This window comes from Janthinobacterium tructae, from assembly GCF_006517255.1.
Lineage (GTDB): Bacteria > Pseudomonadota > Gammaproteobacteria > Burkholderiales > Burkholderiaceae_D > Janthinobacterium > Janthinobacterium tructae.
In genome coordinates this window covers 6,010,322-6,026,417 of the sequence record NZ_CP041185.1, presented here as the reverse complement: position 1 = coordinate 6,026,417, position 16,096 = coordinate 6,010,322, and the positions used below count along the sequence as shown (strand labels likewise).

Below are 16,096 nucleotides of genomic sequence, written 5' to 3'. Positions count from 1 at the left end.
GAAGCGTCAGGCAAGGTTCAGGCGTAGATCTTGTCCGATTCGATCTTGAAAGTGCGCTTCTGGAATTTCACATTGCTCGTCGGGCCATACCATTTGAAAAACAGTTTTTCCGCCTCGCCCGATTTTTCCAGCCCGCGCAACACCTGGTCGACGGCTGTTTTCACGCCTTTCTCTCCCTTGCGGATACCGAAGGCAAACACTTCCTGGCTGATGTTTTGCGGCAGCACAAGGTAATCCTTTTGCGCGGCGCCCAGCTTGGCGTAGTTGTTCAGCAGCGAGACTTCATCGTCGACATAGCCGACACCCTTGCCTTGCTGCAAGCCCAGATAGGCCTGACCCGCCGTCTCGAACGTCACCACATCCACGCCGGGCACGGCCTTGCGGATGTTCGGTTCCTGCGTGCCGCCCTTGACGGTCAGCACTTTCTTGCCGGCCAGGCCCGCGACCGTCGTGATATTGCTGCTTTTTTTGACCAGCACCCGCTGGCCCGTGTAAAACGTGGACAGGGAAAAATCGATCAGCGCTTCGCGCTCCTTGTTGTGCGTCAAGGACGCCGTCAGGATGTCGATGCGCCCCTGCTGCAATTCGGGAATGCGGGCCGCCACGGCCAGCTGTTTCACGACCGCTTTGACGCCGAGGCCCTGGGCGATGGCGCGGCACAGGTCCACTTCATAGCCGACCAGCTGGCGCGACCTGGCGTCGATGAAACTGTTTGGTTCGTCCGTGCCCAGAGTGCCGCAGACCAGCTCGCCTTTCGCCTTGATGGCGGCCAGCTGGTCCGCTTGCGCCACCTGGGTGAAGGCGATGGAGGTGAAAAGAAGCGCGGTGAAGTGAAGGCGGGTCTGCATGAGATTCCTCTGGTGGATAAAGAATGCCGCCATTAGACCGCAGCGCCCTTATTTCCAAAAAGGAATCTTTTCACCCATGTTTATGCAGATTTCATCTAAGGCACCAGCGCCTTCGACTCGCCGCCCAGGCGCAGGATCGCCGCCCTGGCGCCCACGGCGCCCGGATAGCGGGGATCGAGCTGCAGCGCCTGCCGATACGCCGCGACGGCCTGCGGGCGCAAGCCTTGCTCCACATAAAACTCGGCCAGGCTGTCGTGCAGATTCGCATCGCGCGGATGCAGGCTGGCGGCCGCCTGCAACACAGCCATGCCTTGCGCCACGGCGCCGCTGCCTTTCAGGCGATACGCTTCCAGGTTCAGCGCCGCCGGGCTGGCCGCGCCCAGCGGGTCGCGCTCCAGCGCCAGGCGCAGGGCGGCGAGGCCAGCTTCCCCCTTGCCGGCGCGCAGCAAGATCAAGCCTTGCAGCGCATGCGCGCGGTCGCTGAGCGGATACAGCGCCACGGCCAGGCGGCTGGCCGCCAGCGCCGATTCCGCCTCGCCGCGCGCGGCCGACGCTTGCGCCAGCTCCAGCAGTTCCGGCACGAAATCGGGATAGGCGCGCTGGTCGCGGAAGGCCGCGCGCAGCTGGCTATCGAGTGCGGCGATGGAGGCGGAGGCGGGTGTGGCCGGCCAGGCGATGGCGGCCGTGCGGTCCCAGCTGGCGGCCAGGGTCACGACGGCTTGCTCGAAGGCAGGATCGAAGCGTGGCAGCGCTCCGGCCGCCGCGCCTTGCGACAACAAAACATAGTCGCGCGCAAACGCCAGCGCACCGCCGCGCGAGTATTTGTCCAGGTCAATGCCCGACTGGCGCAGCGCCGCGGCCATGCTGGCGCCGGCCGTGAGGAAGACGCGGCCGCCGGCGGGATGGCGAGCCACCTCGATGAAAGCGCGCGCCGCCTTGGCGTCCGGTGCCAGCGCTTGTCCGTTGATTTGCGTAAAGGCCTCGCGCGTGGCGGCCGCATCCGCATAAGCTTCATGCGTGCGCTCCGCATGCGCCCTGCCCTCCTCGAACAGGCCTTGCGCCACCTGATAAGCGTGCTGTGCGCCGGCCTCGGCGATATACGTATTGAGCTGCCACGGCTCGCCCGTGACGACCTCGAACAGGCGCTGTACGAAGGCCTCGGGATTGACGCGCTCGAGATTGGCGGCGACGGCAATGGTCAGCTTGCGCGAGGGAAAGCTGTACAGATAAGTGACGGTTTCCGGCTGCTGGCCGCTGTGGGCGATGGCGTAGCGCCCACCCGTCGGCAGGACTTCCCAGCCCATGCCGTAATTCGTCAAGCGGCCCGCACGCGTGGCCATCGGCTTCACCATGGCGGCCACGCTGGCTGCCGACAGGATCTTGCCTGCGTGGACGCCCCTGCCGAACGCGAGCATGTCGGGCACGCTGGCGCGCGTGCCACCAGCCGAAAAGCGGCTGCTGATGTCGACGAATTCCGAATTCTTCAACTCCTTGCCGGCCAGCCGGTAGCCGCGCACGCGATGGGCGATCACGGCATCCGGATCATCCAGCACGGTAGCGTCCATGCCCAGCGGCCCCCATACGTGGCGCCGCATGTAGCCGCCATAGCTTTCGCCCGAGGCGCCCTCGATGACGGCGCCCAGCAAGTTGTAGCCATAGCTGGTGTAGCGGAAGCGCGTGCCCGGTTCGGCGATCAGGTCGAACTGCTCGAAGACGGCGATGGATTGGCGCGTATCCTTGTGCTCCTTGAAGTGCTGTTCCACCTGGCTGTCGCGGTAGGCATCGATGCCACCCAGGTGGCCCAGCAGCTGGCGCACCGTGATGGGAAACGCCTTCACGGGGAAATACGGCACATAGGTTTGCACGGGAGCATCCAGGTCGACCTTGCCCTGTTCGACCAGTTGCAGGATGGCCACCGCCGTCATGGGCTTGGTGACGGACGCCAGCCGGTAGCTGGACCGGGCCGTGGCCGGCACCCGGTTTTCCAGGTCGGCATAACCATAGCCTTTGACCCATTCCACCTCGCCCTGGCTAAAACCGACGGTGACGCCCGGCAAGCGCTGCGTGGCCATGCGCCGGGCCACCCAGCCGTCGAAGTCCGCCAGGCGCGCGGCCAGCGCAGCGGAGGGAGCAGATGAGGGAGCGGAGGCGGCCTGCGCCACGCCGCACAGCAGTGCCAGCGCGCCGGCGAAAGCGTAGTATTTGCTGCTTTGCATAGTCATTATTCCATGGTGAGGGCCGTGTGCACAGCACGGCGCTGATGCATGGTAATTGTCTTTCACACACTTTTGGCGAGCGGTGCACGAAATGCACGCGGCCCGCACGAACGGCACCGAAGACGATGAAAATGTTGCAAAGGGTTGGCAAATGAGCAGCTACAATGCCCGCCATGCCCTCCTTCTTCCGCTACCTTCTGCTGTGCTGCCTGGCCTTGCCCTGTTTCGCCATGGGCATGGACAGGTTATCGCTGGACGAAGGCTGGCGCACCTGCGGCACAACAAGCGCCGCGCCCGCCGCCGCGCTGCACCATCTGCTCCAGCCGGGCCAGCTGCTATGCGTGGAGCGCGAGGTCACCCTGGCCGCCACGCCCTCGTCAACGCAGCTGCTGGTGCTGTCGGCCTTGGCCGCCAGCGAACTCTGGCTCGATGGCGACTTAATCGGCAGCAATGGCCAACCTGCCCGCCAGGCTGTCGATGAAAGGCCGGGCGACATCGATTTCGCCATCCACCTGACGCCACAACAATTGGCCATGGGCACGCACCACCTGCGCCTGCTGTTGTCGACGCAGCAGGTGCCGGCGCACCTGGCGTCGCCATTTTATGCGCTGTACCTGGTCGACCGGCAAGACTATCGCGCGGCGCTGGCCTGGTACCGGCTGCCGCCGCTGCTCTTGGCCGGGGCGCTGGGCGCCGTCGCCCTGCTGTTTCTCGCCTTGACGGTGCTGTACCAGCGGCAGCGGCACTGGGCCATGTTTGCCGCGCTGTGCCTGGTGGCGGCGCTGCTGCTGGTGGTGGAACTCTGGCGCAGCTTTGCCGGTTATGCCTACCCCATGCATTTGCCGCGCCTGTACGCCGTCAGCACCCTGACCTGGCTGTTTTCCGCCTTGCTGCCCCTGTATTTCTATACGGCTTACCGCCTGCCACGCTGGCCGCTGGCGGCGGCAGTACTGCTGGCGTGCATCGCGCTGGCCGGCGCGTTGCCCACGCATTTCGACGCGCGCTGCTGGTGGATGTTTCTGACGGCCCTGGCAGCGAGCCTGGCGCTCAACCTGGGCGCCCTGTGGCGCCGCCTGCCGGGCAGCCGCGCCGGCACCTTGATCGCGCTCGCTTCATGCGCCCTGTTCCTGCTGACGGGCAGCCAGTTCGCCGAAGGCGGCTTCGCCCTCGTCGTGTGCTTCCTGCTGCTGCCCCTGTGTGCACAATTGCTGGCGCAGCTGCTGCGCGAACGCGGCAAGGCGGCACGCGCCCAGCAGCTGGAAAACCAGCTCTTGCGCAAAAGCATGCAACCGCATTTCCTGATGAATTCCCTGAGCCTGATCAGCGAACTCAATACGCAATCGCCGCAGGCGGCCGAAACCTTCATCGAAGCGCTGGGCGCTGAGTTGCGCATGCTCAACGAGTTTGCCCAGCAGCCCAGCATTGCCCTGACGCAGGAACTGGCCCTGTGCCAGAATTACCTGAGCATCATGGGCACGCGGCTGCAGCAACCGTGCGGCCTGCAGCTCGATGGCGAGGCGGCGGGCATTACCGTGCCGCCCGCCATGTTGCTGACGGCGCTGGAAAATGCGTTCAGCCACAACCGCTACCGCCACGGCGCAGCTTTTATCCTGCGCATCGCACAACATGCGCAAACGCAAGTGCTCACCCTGCTCCTGCCCGAAGGCGTAGCGCGCCCGCATGCGGGTAGCGGCGTGGGGGAACAGTACATCCGCGCCAGCCTGCACGCCGTGTTTGGCGACATGGCCAGCTATGCCAGCGAGCAGCTGAAAACAGGCTGGCGCCTCACCTTTACCTTGCCGGTGGCGCCATGAACATATTGATACTGGAAGATGAACCGCTGATCGCGCAAGGCCTCGAACGCGAGGTGCGCGCGCATTTCGGCGCGCGCCTGACGGCGCTGGCGCTGCATGACAATGTGCCGCAAGCCCTGGCCTCCCTGGCACAGAAGCAGGTCGACTTGCTGCTGCTGGATTTGCACCTGCACGGCGCGGACGGCTATGACTTGCTGCGCCTGGCCCAAAACGCCCCGTTCCAGACCATCATCGTCTCGGCCCACGCGGAACGCTCGATCACGGCCTTCGAGTTTGGCGTGCTCGACTTCGTTGCCAAGCCGTTCAGCCGCGAACGGCTGCACAAGGCGCTGCAACGCTATACGGGGCGGCACACGGAAGCGGCCTCGCTGGCCGTCAAGAAACGGGGCGCGCTGGAATGGATCGCCTTGGCCGATATCGACCATGTGCAGGCCGATGGCCACTACAGCAACATCGTGCTGCGCAGCGGCGAACAGTGCTTTCATGACTTGGCCATCGACAAGCTCATGGCCCTGCTGCCGCCACACTTCCTGCGCGTGCACCGCTCCTACATCGTCAACAGCCTGGGTTTCAAGCGGCTGCAGATCGCGGCGGGTGGCAAATACGCACTCGACACGCAGACCAGCACGGGCATTCCCGTCTCGCGCAGCAGCTATCCCGCGCTGAAACAGCGGCTGCTGGGCTAAAGTCCCCGCTTACCAGTGCTGGACAAAGTTGGAAAATGGCGAGGCCATGTGTTCGGGCTCGACAGGCGGCGCCATCCAGTCGCGCGGGTCGACCTTGTAGTACTGCAAGAATTGCGCATACAGTTCTTCGTGGTGCTCGGCCATCTGGTAGGGCTTCTCAAAGAAGGTTTCCGTGGCCACGGCAAAGAATTCGGCGGGATTCGTGGCGCCGTAATGGTCCATCACGCTGTGCTGCTGGTAGATGGCGTCATGGCGCAGGTTGTCGAAGTCGCGCGACAGCACCGTGGCCCAGCTGCGGTAGCTCGACACGCTGGGCAAATACGGCGCGCCATTCGCGGCGCCCGATTCGCTGTCGAGCTGGTGGGCGAATTCATGCAGCACCACATTGTGGCCATCGGTCCAGTCGGCCGCGCCGCGCTGCACATGGTCCCAGGCCAGCACCACGCGGCCATCACCCCAGGATTCACCCAATAATCCGTTGGCCGATGGCGTGACCACGCCGCCCGGCCCCACTTCATCGCGCGTGACGATGAATTCCGTGGGATACACGAGGATGGTATCGAGTTCCGGATACACCTGGGTCTGGCGATTCAGCAGCAGCAAACAAGCCTGGCCGGCGATGGTGTAGCGCATCTCGTCCGTGATCTCCAGGCCGCCGCAACCGACGAATTTCTTCTGGTACAAAAATTGCACGACGAGCCGGCGCAACTGCTCCTGCAACGGGGCCGGCATGCGGGGATAGACGGGAATATTCTTTTCCAGCACGGCCAGTCCTTCGGCCGGCAAGGGCCTGGACAGGGCCCGCTTCAAGCGCCAGCGGGGAAACCACAGCGACAAGACGATAGCGACCGTGACGAGGGCGATCCATAGCAGCGGATTCATGCGGCGGCCCGCTTCAGGACAGCGATGGCAATGAGGCCAAGGGAGACGGTGTAGGCAGACAAGGACAGCTCCTTCGAATGAACCCGCAGCGGAACGGGCGGGCAGTCCAGCCCACATGGGGTTGATTAACATCTTTTCAATCCGCCAGGATCAAAGGGCGAGCTGCAACGCCAAAAGCCGGGTGTAACCCGGCTTTCATTGCAACATAACAACACCTGCCAAAACCGTAGCGAGCGGCGATGATTTGTGGCTAAGAAACGCAACCGTACTTTAGTACGGGGGCGCCGAGCCGGTGAGCATCGCAGGCCGCACGCCGCGTGAGGTTTGGTCAGGTGTTACTCGGCAGATTTTTGCTGTGGGGCGCCAAACAGGGCGGCGACCAGCGGATCGCGCGTCACGGGACCGCGATTGACGCGGATGGCGTAATGCGTGTCATCGGCCAGGATGTGGAAGTGGCGGCCGCTGCCTGCCATGCTTTGCTCGCGCAGGCCGGGACGGTCCTTGCGCGGTGGCGCGCCTTCGCGTTTCGGCTGGACGATGGCGGCCAGGAATGCGCGCACGCGCTCAGGGTCTGGCGTCAGCTGGTACACTGCCTTGCCCAGGTAGGTGGCGGTACCTTCGATGTAGCGGGCCAGTTCGATCACGCCCGCTTCGCGCAAGTCGCGGATGTATTTGCGGGCGCCCGATGGCGAAAACTTGAGGAACCAGGCGATTTCATCGGCCAGCATCTCGTGCAGCGACAATTCGCCGATCAGCTTTTGCATGTTTTCGATGCGGCGCAGGGTGGCCGACGTCGAACGCACGCGCTCGATCGGTGCCATGGAAATGGGATTCAGGCGCTCCGGGGGGATGGGTGCTGCGCGCTCTACCATTTGCGAGCCTTTTTCGGGGCTACGAAGTTCCTGGTGCGCTGCCTTTAATTCGCTCTTCACGTGAGACTGAGTCATTGCATGCATTTGAATACTCCTTTTAAACGATTGCCGGTAGCCCGGATTGTTAAGTTCTTGGCAATTTTTATACCAGAACACCACGAATCCTGAGCGTCTGGACACAGAATGCCACCCTGCTCTTCCCTGGTCTGTGCGTTAACGAACATTAGGAACAAGAAAGTGAAAAATATTTCCTCACTGAATTATTTCTAAAAAGCATCTACATGCAGTGACATTTCTGCGCTCAAGGTGAAGTGGCGAACAGAAGCATCGGCATTCTTGCCATAAATTCAAGCTTCACGCGCGGCGCCCGCCGCCCGCATCGCGATACCTCGACTCTTGCAAAGGAATCATCATGAAAATACCTGCCCTGTTGGCCGCCGCCTTGCTCGTCACTGTGTCCGCCTGTAAAAAACCGGCAGATGCGCCCCTGCCCGAAATGGCACCGAACCCCGCTTCCGCCCCGCAGGTGATGCCCGCCCCCGTCACACCGGCCATGCCGGAAGCCGGTCCCGGCCACGTGACGCCGCCCGCGCCGCTGACCGACCCAGCCACCGCGCCGGCACTGCCGCCCGCCACGGCGCCGAAATAAACCCGCCAACTGGCGATCGATCAGGCGCCCGCGCGGCGCCGCCCCTACTCCACGGGGGAGTTACGCGTTGCCAGCCTGTTTGCAACGCGTTTTTTTACGATTGGAGTCGGCCGCGCCGTGAAGGTTCACCCGCTGCCGTCCCGCATGCGCCGCGCCCGGAATGCGGCAATCCGCACAAGCTTTCCCCTCGCCGTGCGGAAAGGCGGAATATCAATATTTCCCATTTTCAATAGAATCAAATTAAACCTTTATAAACAATCACTTGCAATAAACGCCAAAATGCGCTCCACTGGCACGGAAGATGCTTTTATATTTTCATAACCGCCACCAGAGCGGCAGCCTGACCCAATATAAAAACCATCTACCTTTTGGAGACAACAGCATGGCAAGCACCTTCCGTATCTCGTCCTTCCTGAACACCAAGGCAATGGCCGTGGCCGTCGCACTGGCCGCGCAATTCCCGCTGGCCGCGCATGCGGCCGACCTGGTCCGCCTGGGCAACCTGAAATTCGCCCATTACGGCGCCGTCGCCTACATGAAGGAAATCGCACCCAAATACGACCTGAAAATCGAGGAACGCATCTTCGCCAAGGGCCTCGACATCGTGCCGGCCATGATCGCTGGCGAAATCGACGTCTCCGCCAGCGCGCTGGAAGCGGCCATCACGGGCCGCGCCACGGGCTTGCCCGTGTACCTGGTGGGCGGCTTCGCCAAGGGCGGCGTGCAAATCGTCGGGCGGCCCGACCTGAACATCAAGGGCATTGCCGACCTGAAAGGCAAGAAAGTCGGCGTCACGCGCGGCGGCCCGCAGGAAATCCTGCTGTTTGCCGAACTCTCCAAGGCCAAGCTGACCTGGTCCGACAAGCCGGGCAAGGACGTGCAGATCCTGTATATGGGCTACCCGGACCTGAACCAGGCTCTCTTGACCAAGGACATCGATGTGATGAGCCAGTCCGAGCCCTACTCCACGCAGGCGATCCACAAGAAATACGGCGCAGCCATCCTCAAGCCGTATGACACGCCGCTGGGCGAGCCCGTACGCGCCCTCGTCATGACGGAAAAGATGTACAAGGAAAAGCCGGCCGTGGCCCAGCGCTTCATGGATTGCTTCGTCGCCGCCACCCGGGCGTTTTTGGCCGACCCGAAACTGGCGGAAAAATACGTGCGCGAATCCATGTTCAAGAACCAGATCACGTCCGACGATTACCGCGATGCCATCGACAACGCCATCTTCACGGAAGACATCACGCAGAGCCACGTGCAGCTGACCACCGACTACATGGTGAAATTCGGCGTGGGCCGCATGGCCAAGCCGCCTGCCGCTCAGGACTGGGTCAAGCTCGACCTGCTGGAAAAAGCCAAGAAAACCTACGCTCCACGCTAATCTGAAAGTGTCACGATGAATATTCAAATGATGAAACGCTTCGCGCACGGTGCCATCGTGCCCGTGGTCGTGCTGCTATTCTGGCAAGCACTGTCCACGTTCGGCTGGATCAACCCGCAAATCCTGCCCTCGCCCGTGGCCGTGGTCGTGAAGTGGTATGAATACCTGATCCCCATGCAAGCGTACACGCCCGAAGCGGGCAATTACCTGGTGTGGATGTTCTCCGGCGAATTGCCGCACGACGCCTGGGCCAGCCTGTCGCGCGTGCTGGGCGGCTTCGCCATCGGCGCCGGCCTGGCCTTGCCGCTGGGCTTGCTGATGGGCACCAACAAGACCATCTATAAACTGTTCGACCCGCTGGTGCAGGTGCTGCGCCCGATTCCGCCAATCGCCTACATCCCGCTGGCGATTTTGTGGTTCGGCCTGGGCAACCCGCCCGCCTTCTTCCTGATCAGCATCGGTTCCTTCTTCCCCGTGCTGATGAATACCATCGCCGGCGTACGCCAGGTTGACGGCATCTACATTCGCGCCGCGCGCAACCTGGGCGCCAGCCAGATGACGATGTTCCGCCGCGTGATCCTGCCGGCGGCCACGCCATATATTCTGGCCGGCGCGCGCATCGGCATGGGCACGGCCTTCATCGTCGTGATCGTGGCCGAAATGATCGCCGTCAACAGCGGCCTGGGTTTCCGCATCCTGGAAGCGCGCGAATACTTCTGGTCTGACAAGATTATCGCCGGCATGTTTACCATCGGCCTGTTCGGCCTGGCCATCGATATGGCCATGAATGCCCTGAATAATCATTTGCTGCAGTGGCACCGCGGCCTGGAACACTGAGAGGAACGGTCATGACCACGATCAATATCAATGCAGTCAATAAAATCTTCACCACGGGCGGCGCCGACGTCATCGCCTTGAAAGACATCAACCTGGAAATCGCCAGCGGCGAGTTCATCTGCCTGCTGGGGCCGTCCGGCTGCGGCAAGTCGACCCTCCTGAACGCCATCGCCGGCTTCTCGCAGCCGACTTCCGGCCAGATCCTGGCCGGCGGCAAGCTGATCACCGAGCCCGGCCCCGACCGCGGCATGGTATTCCAGGAATACGCGCTGTTCCCGTGGATGACCATCGAGAGCAATATCGCTTTCGGCCTGGAAATCGCCGGCAAGACGCCAGCCGAGATCAAGGAACGAGTCGACATGCTGCTGAGCATGCTGGGCTTGACGGAATTCCGTGCCCGCTACCCGAAAGACTTGTCCGGCGGCATGCGCCAGCGCGTGGCCATCGCCCGCGTGCTGGCCCTCGATTCGCCCATCATGCTGATGGATGAACCGTTCGGCGCGCTGGATGCCTTGACGCGGCGCAACCTGCAAGATGAATTGCTGAAAATCTGGAAAGTCTTCGGCACCACCATCGTCTTCGTCACGCACTCGATCGAGGAATCGGTCTACCTGGCCGACCGCACCATCGTCATGACCTACCGTCCCGGCACCATCAAGCGCGACGTGGCCATCGACCTGCCCCGCCCACGCGACCCGAGCGCCCCCGAGTTCAACCACCTCAAGCGCATGCTGGGCGAGATGGTGATGGAAGAGCAGCAGCGTCATCACAACGCCGAAACGATGGCAAGTACCGCCGATTGAGGGAGCTTGATTAAGCGACTGCAAACTTATTTGGGGTCTGACCCGGCGGGTCAGACCCCAAGGCTATTCGCCCCCCTGCTGGCCGTGGGGTCGCTGGTCCTGCTGACGTGGGCGTCGTATGCCTGGGTCAAGCAGCGCCAGCTCGATGAATTGCACCGCACCTTGGATTCGCGCGCGGAACTGTATGCGGCGTCCATCGGCGGCGCCCTGAACAAATACGAATTCCTGCCCCTGGCCGTGGCCCAGAGCGATGCCGTGGCGCAACTGCTGGAGCAGCCCAGCGCCGACAGAGTCACGCAGATCAACGCCTACCTGGTCGACATGAACCGCCGCGCAGGTGCCTTTGCCGTTTACGTGCTCGACGACAAGGGCACGACCCTGGCATCGAGCAACTGGCAAGCCCGCAGCTCCTACGTGGGCGTCAACTACGGCTTCCGCCCCTATTTCAAGAACGCGATTGCGGGCGGCATCGGCCGCTTCTACGGCATCGGCTTCTCCACCTTCGAGGCCGGCTATTTCATTTCCCAGCCCGTGCAGCGCGACGGACGCATCATCGGCATCGTCGCCGCCAAGGTCAACCTGGACTGGATCGAGCAATCGTGGCGCACGCCCGGTGCGGGCGAACAGATCTGGGTCAAGGATGCGAATGGCGTGATCATCCTGGCCACCACACCCGCCTTCAAGTTCAAGACCCTGGCCCCGCTGTCGCCGGCCGCGAAGAACGATATCAGCGCGCAGCGCCAGTTCCTGCAGGAAAACCTGCCCATCCTGCCGCACAAGGTGCTGCGCCAGTTCGCCGACGGCGCCAGCGTGATGACCCTGGAGCGCCAGCAGTCGGGCGACACGCCGGCCCTGTCCGGCAGCGCCGACAAGGCGGACTATCTGGCCGTGAACCGCGCTCTTGGTCCGCTGCAATGGCAAATCACCGTGCTGGCCGAACTCGACCAGGTCAACGAGGCGGCGCGCAACGCGGCCATGGCCGCCGCGCTGGGCTGGGCCTTGCTGCTGCTGGCGCTGATGTATGCGCGCCAGCGCCGGCGCCGCATCGCCGACAAACTCAATGCGCAACAAACCCTGGCGCGCGCCTATGAACAGCTGGAAATCAAGGTCGAGCAGCGCACGGCCGACCTGGTGCACGCGAATGGCCGGCTGCAGGCGGAAGTGGCCGAGCGCGAGCGGGCCGAGCAAACCTTGCGCTATGCCCAGGCGGAACTGGTGCAAAGCGGCAAGCTGGCGGCCATCGGCCAGATGGCGGCCGGCGTCACGCACGAGCTGAATCAGCCGCTGGCCGCCCTGCAAACGTTTTCCGACAATGCCAAGGTCTTTTTGGCACGCGGCCAGATCGATGACGCGCTCGACAACCTGTCGACCATTTCCGACCTCGTCAAGCGTCTCGGCTATGTCACCTCGCAACTGAAAGGCTTTGCGCGGCGCAGCGACGATGCGCGCAAACCCGTCAGCGTGCGCCAGGCGTTTGCGCAAACCATGCTGCAAATCCGCACGCGCAAGCATTCGCAACGCCTGACCCTGCATGAAAGCTGGCAGGAGGACGACATCATCGTGCTGTGCAACGCCATCGGCCTGGAACAGGTGTTTACCAACCTGATCACCAACGCCATGGATGCCGTGCCGGAAAGCGAGCCCGTGCAGATATGGTTCCAGGTGCGCCGCGAAGGTAGCCTTGCTGTGCTGCATATCACCGATAATGGCCCCGGCATCCCGCTGGCCTCGCTCGACAAGATCTTCGACCCCTTCTATACCACCAAGGAACACGGGCTGGGCTTGGGATTGTCGATCAGTGCAGGCATACTGCGCGCGGCCGGCAGCGCACTGGCCGTACGCAACCGCAGCGCGCAGGAAGGGGGCGGCGCACAATTTACCATCACCCTGAGCTGCGACCCGGGGGAGAGAGACGAAGGAACCATCTGATGCATGAGAATAATTTTGAAGGCATGCAAGTGCTGCTGGTGGAAGACGATGCCGTCGTGCGCAAGGGCGCCCGGCAATCGCTGGAACTGGCAGGGCTGCAAGTGACGGCCGTCGCCACGGCCGAGGAAGCGCTGCCCTGGCTGGTGCCCGAATTTGCCGGCATTTTATTGAGCGATATCAAGCTGCCCGGCATGGATGGCTTGAAACTGCTAGATATCGCCGTGGCACAGGATGCCAGCCTGCCCGTCATCCTCGTCACGGGCCACGGCGACGTGTCGATGGCCGTGGGCGCCATGCGCCGTGGCGCCTACGATTTCATCGAAAAGCCGTTTTCCGCAGATCTGCTGGTGGAAGTGTGCCGCCGCGCGCTCGATAAACGCCACCTGGTGCTGGAAAACATGAACTTGCGCCGCCAGCTCGAACAACGGGTCGGCATCGAGGCGCGCATCGTGGGCCGCAGCGCGGCCATGGCCAAGGTGCGCCAGCTGGTGCTGAACCTGGCGCCGAAGTCGGCCGACATCATCATCCTCGGCGAAACGGGCACGGGAAAAGAACTGATCGCGCGCTGCCTGCACGACTTCAGCGAGCGGCGCGACCACCCTTTCGTGGCGATCAACTGCGGCGCCCTGCCCGAATCGATTTTTGAATCGGAACTGTTCGGCCACGAGGAAGGCGCATTTACCGGTGCGCAGCGCCAGCGCATCGGCAAGATCGAATACGCGAATGGCGGCACCCTGTTCCTCGATGAAATCGAAAGCATGCCGCTGGCCCTGCAAGTGAAACTGCTGCGCGTGCTGCAGGAACGGCAAGTGGAGCGCCTCGGCTCGAACAAGCTCATTTCCGTCAATTTTCGCGTCATCGCCGCCGCCAAGGAAGACTTGAGCGTGCTGGCGGAACAGGGCAAGTTCCGGCCCGACCTGTATTACCGCCTGAACGTGGCCAGCCTGACCCTGCCCGCCCTGCGCAACCGGCGCGAGGATATCCCGCTGCTGTTCGAATTTTTCGTGCTGCAGGCGGCCTTGCGCTACGGCCAGCCGGCCGCCCTCGTCAGCGGCGAACTGATCGCCTCGCTGATGGCGCAGCGCTGGGCCGGCAACGTGCGCGAGCTGCACAATGTGGCCGACCGCTTCGTGCTGGGCCTGCTCGACGATACCCTGAGTCCGGCCGGCTGCCGCGAAGCGTCGCTGGCCGAGCAAGTCGACACGTTCGAGATTTCCATCATCGAGGAAGCCTTGCGCCGCCACAATGGCAACGTCATCGAGGCGGCGGCTGCTTTGAATATCCCGAAGAAAACCCTGTACGACAAGCTCAAGCGATTTGATATCTCGACGGAGCAATTTCGATAATCATAAGCAAATAGCCGACACAGCCATGCGGCGCCGTCCTACCCGTGCGGTCGGCCTCCTGTGTGAGAATGCCAGCTCACATCAACACTTGCACAGGACACTGCCATGAAAACCGCCGCTCTCTTGCTGGCCGCCACCCTGATGACCGTCGGCGGCGCCTGGGTCCAAGCCCAGTCGACGACGAATGTCAACCAGACGGGCAACCACACCAATAACCCGAATGATCCGGGACAGAAATCGGACCAGTCAGACAAACTCGACAACAAAGGCAAGCTGGTGCACGACGCCAAGCCGGCCAAGGCGCGCACGGACAAGCGCACGCGGCGTGGCAAGCCCACGGCGGATGACGTGGACAAGCCATATAGTGGCAAGCCCGTGGCCACGCCGGACACCCCGGCCGCCAGCGCAGCGGCCACCTCGCCGCCAGCGACACCGCGCTGAACTACAGCACGTGGCGGTCGAAAAGCCAGGTGCCATAGCGTTCGACAAAGACATAGGTGTTGGAATAGCGGGGTTGAGTATGACTGAGTCCCACGAACTCGACCGTCAAGCTGATGGTCTGTGCGTCATGCACGGTCCAGTTCCATAAGCGGCGCGCAAGAAGATAATTGTAGTCATCGATACGCGGCGGCTTGATCAAGGCCAGTTCGCCGTTGCGGGTCGTCACCATCCGTATCGCATGCGCAGGCTGGCGTACCGCCCCTGTTACCTGAAAAAAAACCACGACAGGATTGATGGCCGCCTTGACGACCGCCAGGTCGTCGGCACGGGTGATGGCGGACAAGTCCACGCGCCGCTTGAATTTCCGGTTGGGCGCCTCATTCATGAAGCCCAGATCCAGCGCGCCTGGCACAGGCGGCGAAGCGGCGCGCATGGCATAGGGCGCATCTTCCGCCTGCGCGGCTGGCAGCGCGAGCGCGCCGCACAGCAGGGACAGCAATATCGATAAGCGTAATGTCATGGGCTAACTCCTGCAACAATCCATGCCGCGAAACGCGCGGCCCGCTGATGCCAGTCGCAGGTGGTCCTGATGCCGCCCGCATCTCGAGCATAAGGCAATCGTGCACTCATGAACAGTAGCCGCACGCTATCATCGCATCATTCAAAATAACAAGGATGGCAATGAAAGCAGCATGGCAAACGATGCTTGCGGCAGGCGTACTGGCCGCCGCCGGTGCACAGGCGGCGCCCACGGTGGGCGAGTGCATGGAACTGACGACGGGCATCAAGTTCAGCAAGAACAATGGTGACGCCCAAGTCAACGTCGAGGAAACCTTCGAGGGCAAGAAACTCAAGGGTACGCAGCTAATCCTCGATGGCGGCGTCCTGCTGGCCACGTCCTACCAGGACATCCGCGACGGCCAGGTATTCCTGACGGGCACGGTCCATTACAACGAAGACGGCAGCGTGCGCAGCAAGAACGTCTACGCGCCGCAGTCCGCCATCCCCGCCGCCATGCGCCCCGGCCAGGAAGTGCGCGTGCAGTTCACGGACACGCAAACGAGCACCCACTACCCGCTGGCGGGCCTGTCCGACAAGATCACCACCTCCACGCGTACGGACAAGCGCGATTTCTCGATCACTTTCCTCGGCTGGGAACGCCTGGAACTGGGCGGGCGCCGCTTCCCCGACGCCTGCAAGTTCGAACTGCGCGACGTCGGTGGCAAGAGCAAGGGCAAAAGCGGCGAATACGTGTGGTACGCGCAAGGCTACGGCGTAATCATGACGGACAAGCTGGACCAGGATGGCGAGGTGCAGCCGGCGTATCGCATTGCACTGACGAATATCCTCAGCGCACCATAAATACTTTGACAATATTGCGCTAGAATC

At 62.7% G+C, this 16,096-nt stretch carries 15 protein-coding genes; 10 read left to right on the top strand and 5 right to left on the bottom strand.

Annotated elements, in window-relative coordinates:
• Positions 1–17 precede the first annotated feature (17 nt).
• Both FJQ89_RS26670 and FJQ89_RS26665 read right to left on the bottom strand, forming a co-directional pair.
• Positions 18–848: a transporter substrate-binding domain-containing protein gene (locus FJQ89_RS26670; RefSeq protein ID WP_141172364.1), complete on the bottom strand. Its 831-nt coding sequence runs from the start codon at positions 846–848 to the stop codon at positions 18–20.
• Positions 849–943: 95 nt separating this feature from the next.
• Entirely contained in the window at positions 944–3,064 is a 2,121-nt protein-coding gene (locus tag FJQ89_RS26665) for a serine hydrolase domain-containing protein (protein ID WP_168208530.1), read from the bottom strand.
• A gap of 164 nt (positions 3,065–3,228) precedes the next feature.
• On the opposite strand from FJQ89_RS26665, the gene FJQ89_RS26660 reads away from it, so the two are divergent.
• Both FJQ89_RS26660 and FJQ89_RS26655 read left to right on the top strand, forming a co-directional pair.
• A complete protein-coding gene (locus FJQ89_RS26660) occupies positions 3,229–4,878 on the top strand; it encodes a histidine kinase (protein WP_141172362.1) in 1,650 nt (549 codons plus the stop codon).
• Positions 4,875–5,564 carry a LytR/AlgR family response regulator transcription factor gene (locus FJQ89_RS26655; RefSeq protein WP_141172361.1) on the top strand — a complete coding sequence of 230 codons (690 nt, stop codon included), beginning with the start codon at positions 4,875–4,877 and terminating at the stop codon, positions 5,562–5,564. The genes FJQ89_RS26660 and FJQ89_RS26655 overlap by 4 nt, the downstream gene beginning before the upstream one ends.
• A 9-nt stretch (positions 5,565–5,573) precedes the next feature.
• On the opposite strand, the gene FJQ89_RS26650 is transcribed toward FJQ89_RS26655, so the two are convergent.
• Positions 5,574–6,446, bottom strand: a complete 873-nt coding sequence (locus FJQ89_RS26650) for a M90 family metallopeptidase (RefSeq protein ID WP_141172360.1) — start codon at positions 6,444–6,446, stop codon at positions 5,574–5,576.
• Positions 6,447–6,781: 335 nt separating this feature from the next.
• Entirely contained in the window at positions 6,782–7,318 is a 537-nt protein-coding gene (locus FJQ89_RS26645; protein WP_099760033.1) for a winged helix-turn-helix domain-containing protein, read from the bottom strand.
• 412 nt (positions 7,319–7,730) lie between these two features.
• On the opposite strand from FJQ89_RS26645, the gene FJQ89_RS26640 reads away from it, so the two are divergent.
• From FJQ89_RS26640 to FJQ89_RS26610, 7 genes are all read left to right on the top strand, one after another.
• On the top strand, positions 7,731–7,967 hold the full coding sequence (locus FJQ89_RS26640) for a hypothetical protein (RefSeq protein WP_141172359.1): 237 nt from the start codon (positions 7,731–7,733) through the stop codon (positions 7,965–7,967).
• Between the two features lie 382 nt (positions 7,968–8,349).
• Positions 8,350–9,351, top strand: a complete 1,002-nt coding sequence (locus tag FJQ89_RS26635) for an ABC transporter substrate-binding protein (protein WP_141172358.1) — start codon at positions 8,350–8,352, stop codon at positions 9,349–9,351.
• Between the two features lie 27 nt (positions 9,352–9,378).
• Positions 9,379–10,188, top strand: coding sequence for an ABC transporter permease (locus tag FJQ89_RS26630; protein ID WP_373629728.1), 810 nt, complete (start codon positions 9,379–9,381; stop codon positions 10,186–10,188).
• 11 nt (positions 10,189–10,199) lie between these two features.
• Positions 10,200–10,991, top strand: a complete 792-nt coding sequence (locus tag FJQ89_RS26625) for an ABC transporter ATP-binding protein (protein WP_141172357.1) — start codon at positions 10,200–10,202, stop codon at positions 10,989–10,991.
• 30 nt (positions 10,992–11,021) lie between these two features.
• Positions 11,022–12,920: a sensor histidine kinase gene (locus FJQ89_RS26620; protein ID WP_141172356.1), complete on the top strand. Its 1,899-nt coding sequence runs from the start codon at positions 11,022–11,024 to the stop codon at positions 12,918–12,920.
• Positions 12,920–14,266, top strand: a complete 1,347-nt coding sequence (locus FJQ89_RS26615) for a sigma-54-dependent transcriptional regulator (protein ID WP_096234587.1) — start codon at positions 12,920–12,922, stop codon at positions 14,264–14,266. Before FJQ89_RS26620 ends, FJQ89_RS26615 begins: the two co-directional genes overlap by 1 nt.
• Positions 14,267–14,371: 105 nt before the next feature.
• Entirely contained in the window at positions 14,372–14,707 is a 336-nt protein-coding gene (locus FJQ89_RS26610; protein ID WP_141172355.1) for a hypothetical protein, read from the top strand.
• A 1-nt stretch (position 14,708) separates the two neighbouring features.
• On the opposite strand, the gene FJQ89_RS26605 is transcribed toward FJQ89_RS26610, so the two are convergent.
• Complete coding sequence (locus tag FJQ89_RS26605; protein WP_141172354.1) at positions 14,709–15,227, bottom strand: hypothetical protein; 519 nt, start codon at positions 15,225–15,227, stop codon at positions 14,709–14,711.
• Positions 15,228–15,388: 161 nt separating this feature from the next.
• Between FJQ89_RS26605 and FJQ89_RS26600 the strand changes: the two genes are divergently transcribed.
• Positions 15,389–16,069, top strand: coding sequence for a hypothetical protein (locus FJQ89_RS26600; protein WP_141172353.1), 681 nt, complete (start codon positions 15,389–15,391; stop codon positions 16,067–16,069).
• The last annotated feature ends 27 nt before the right edge of the window (positions 16,070–16,096 follow it).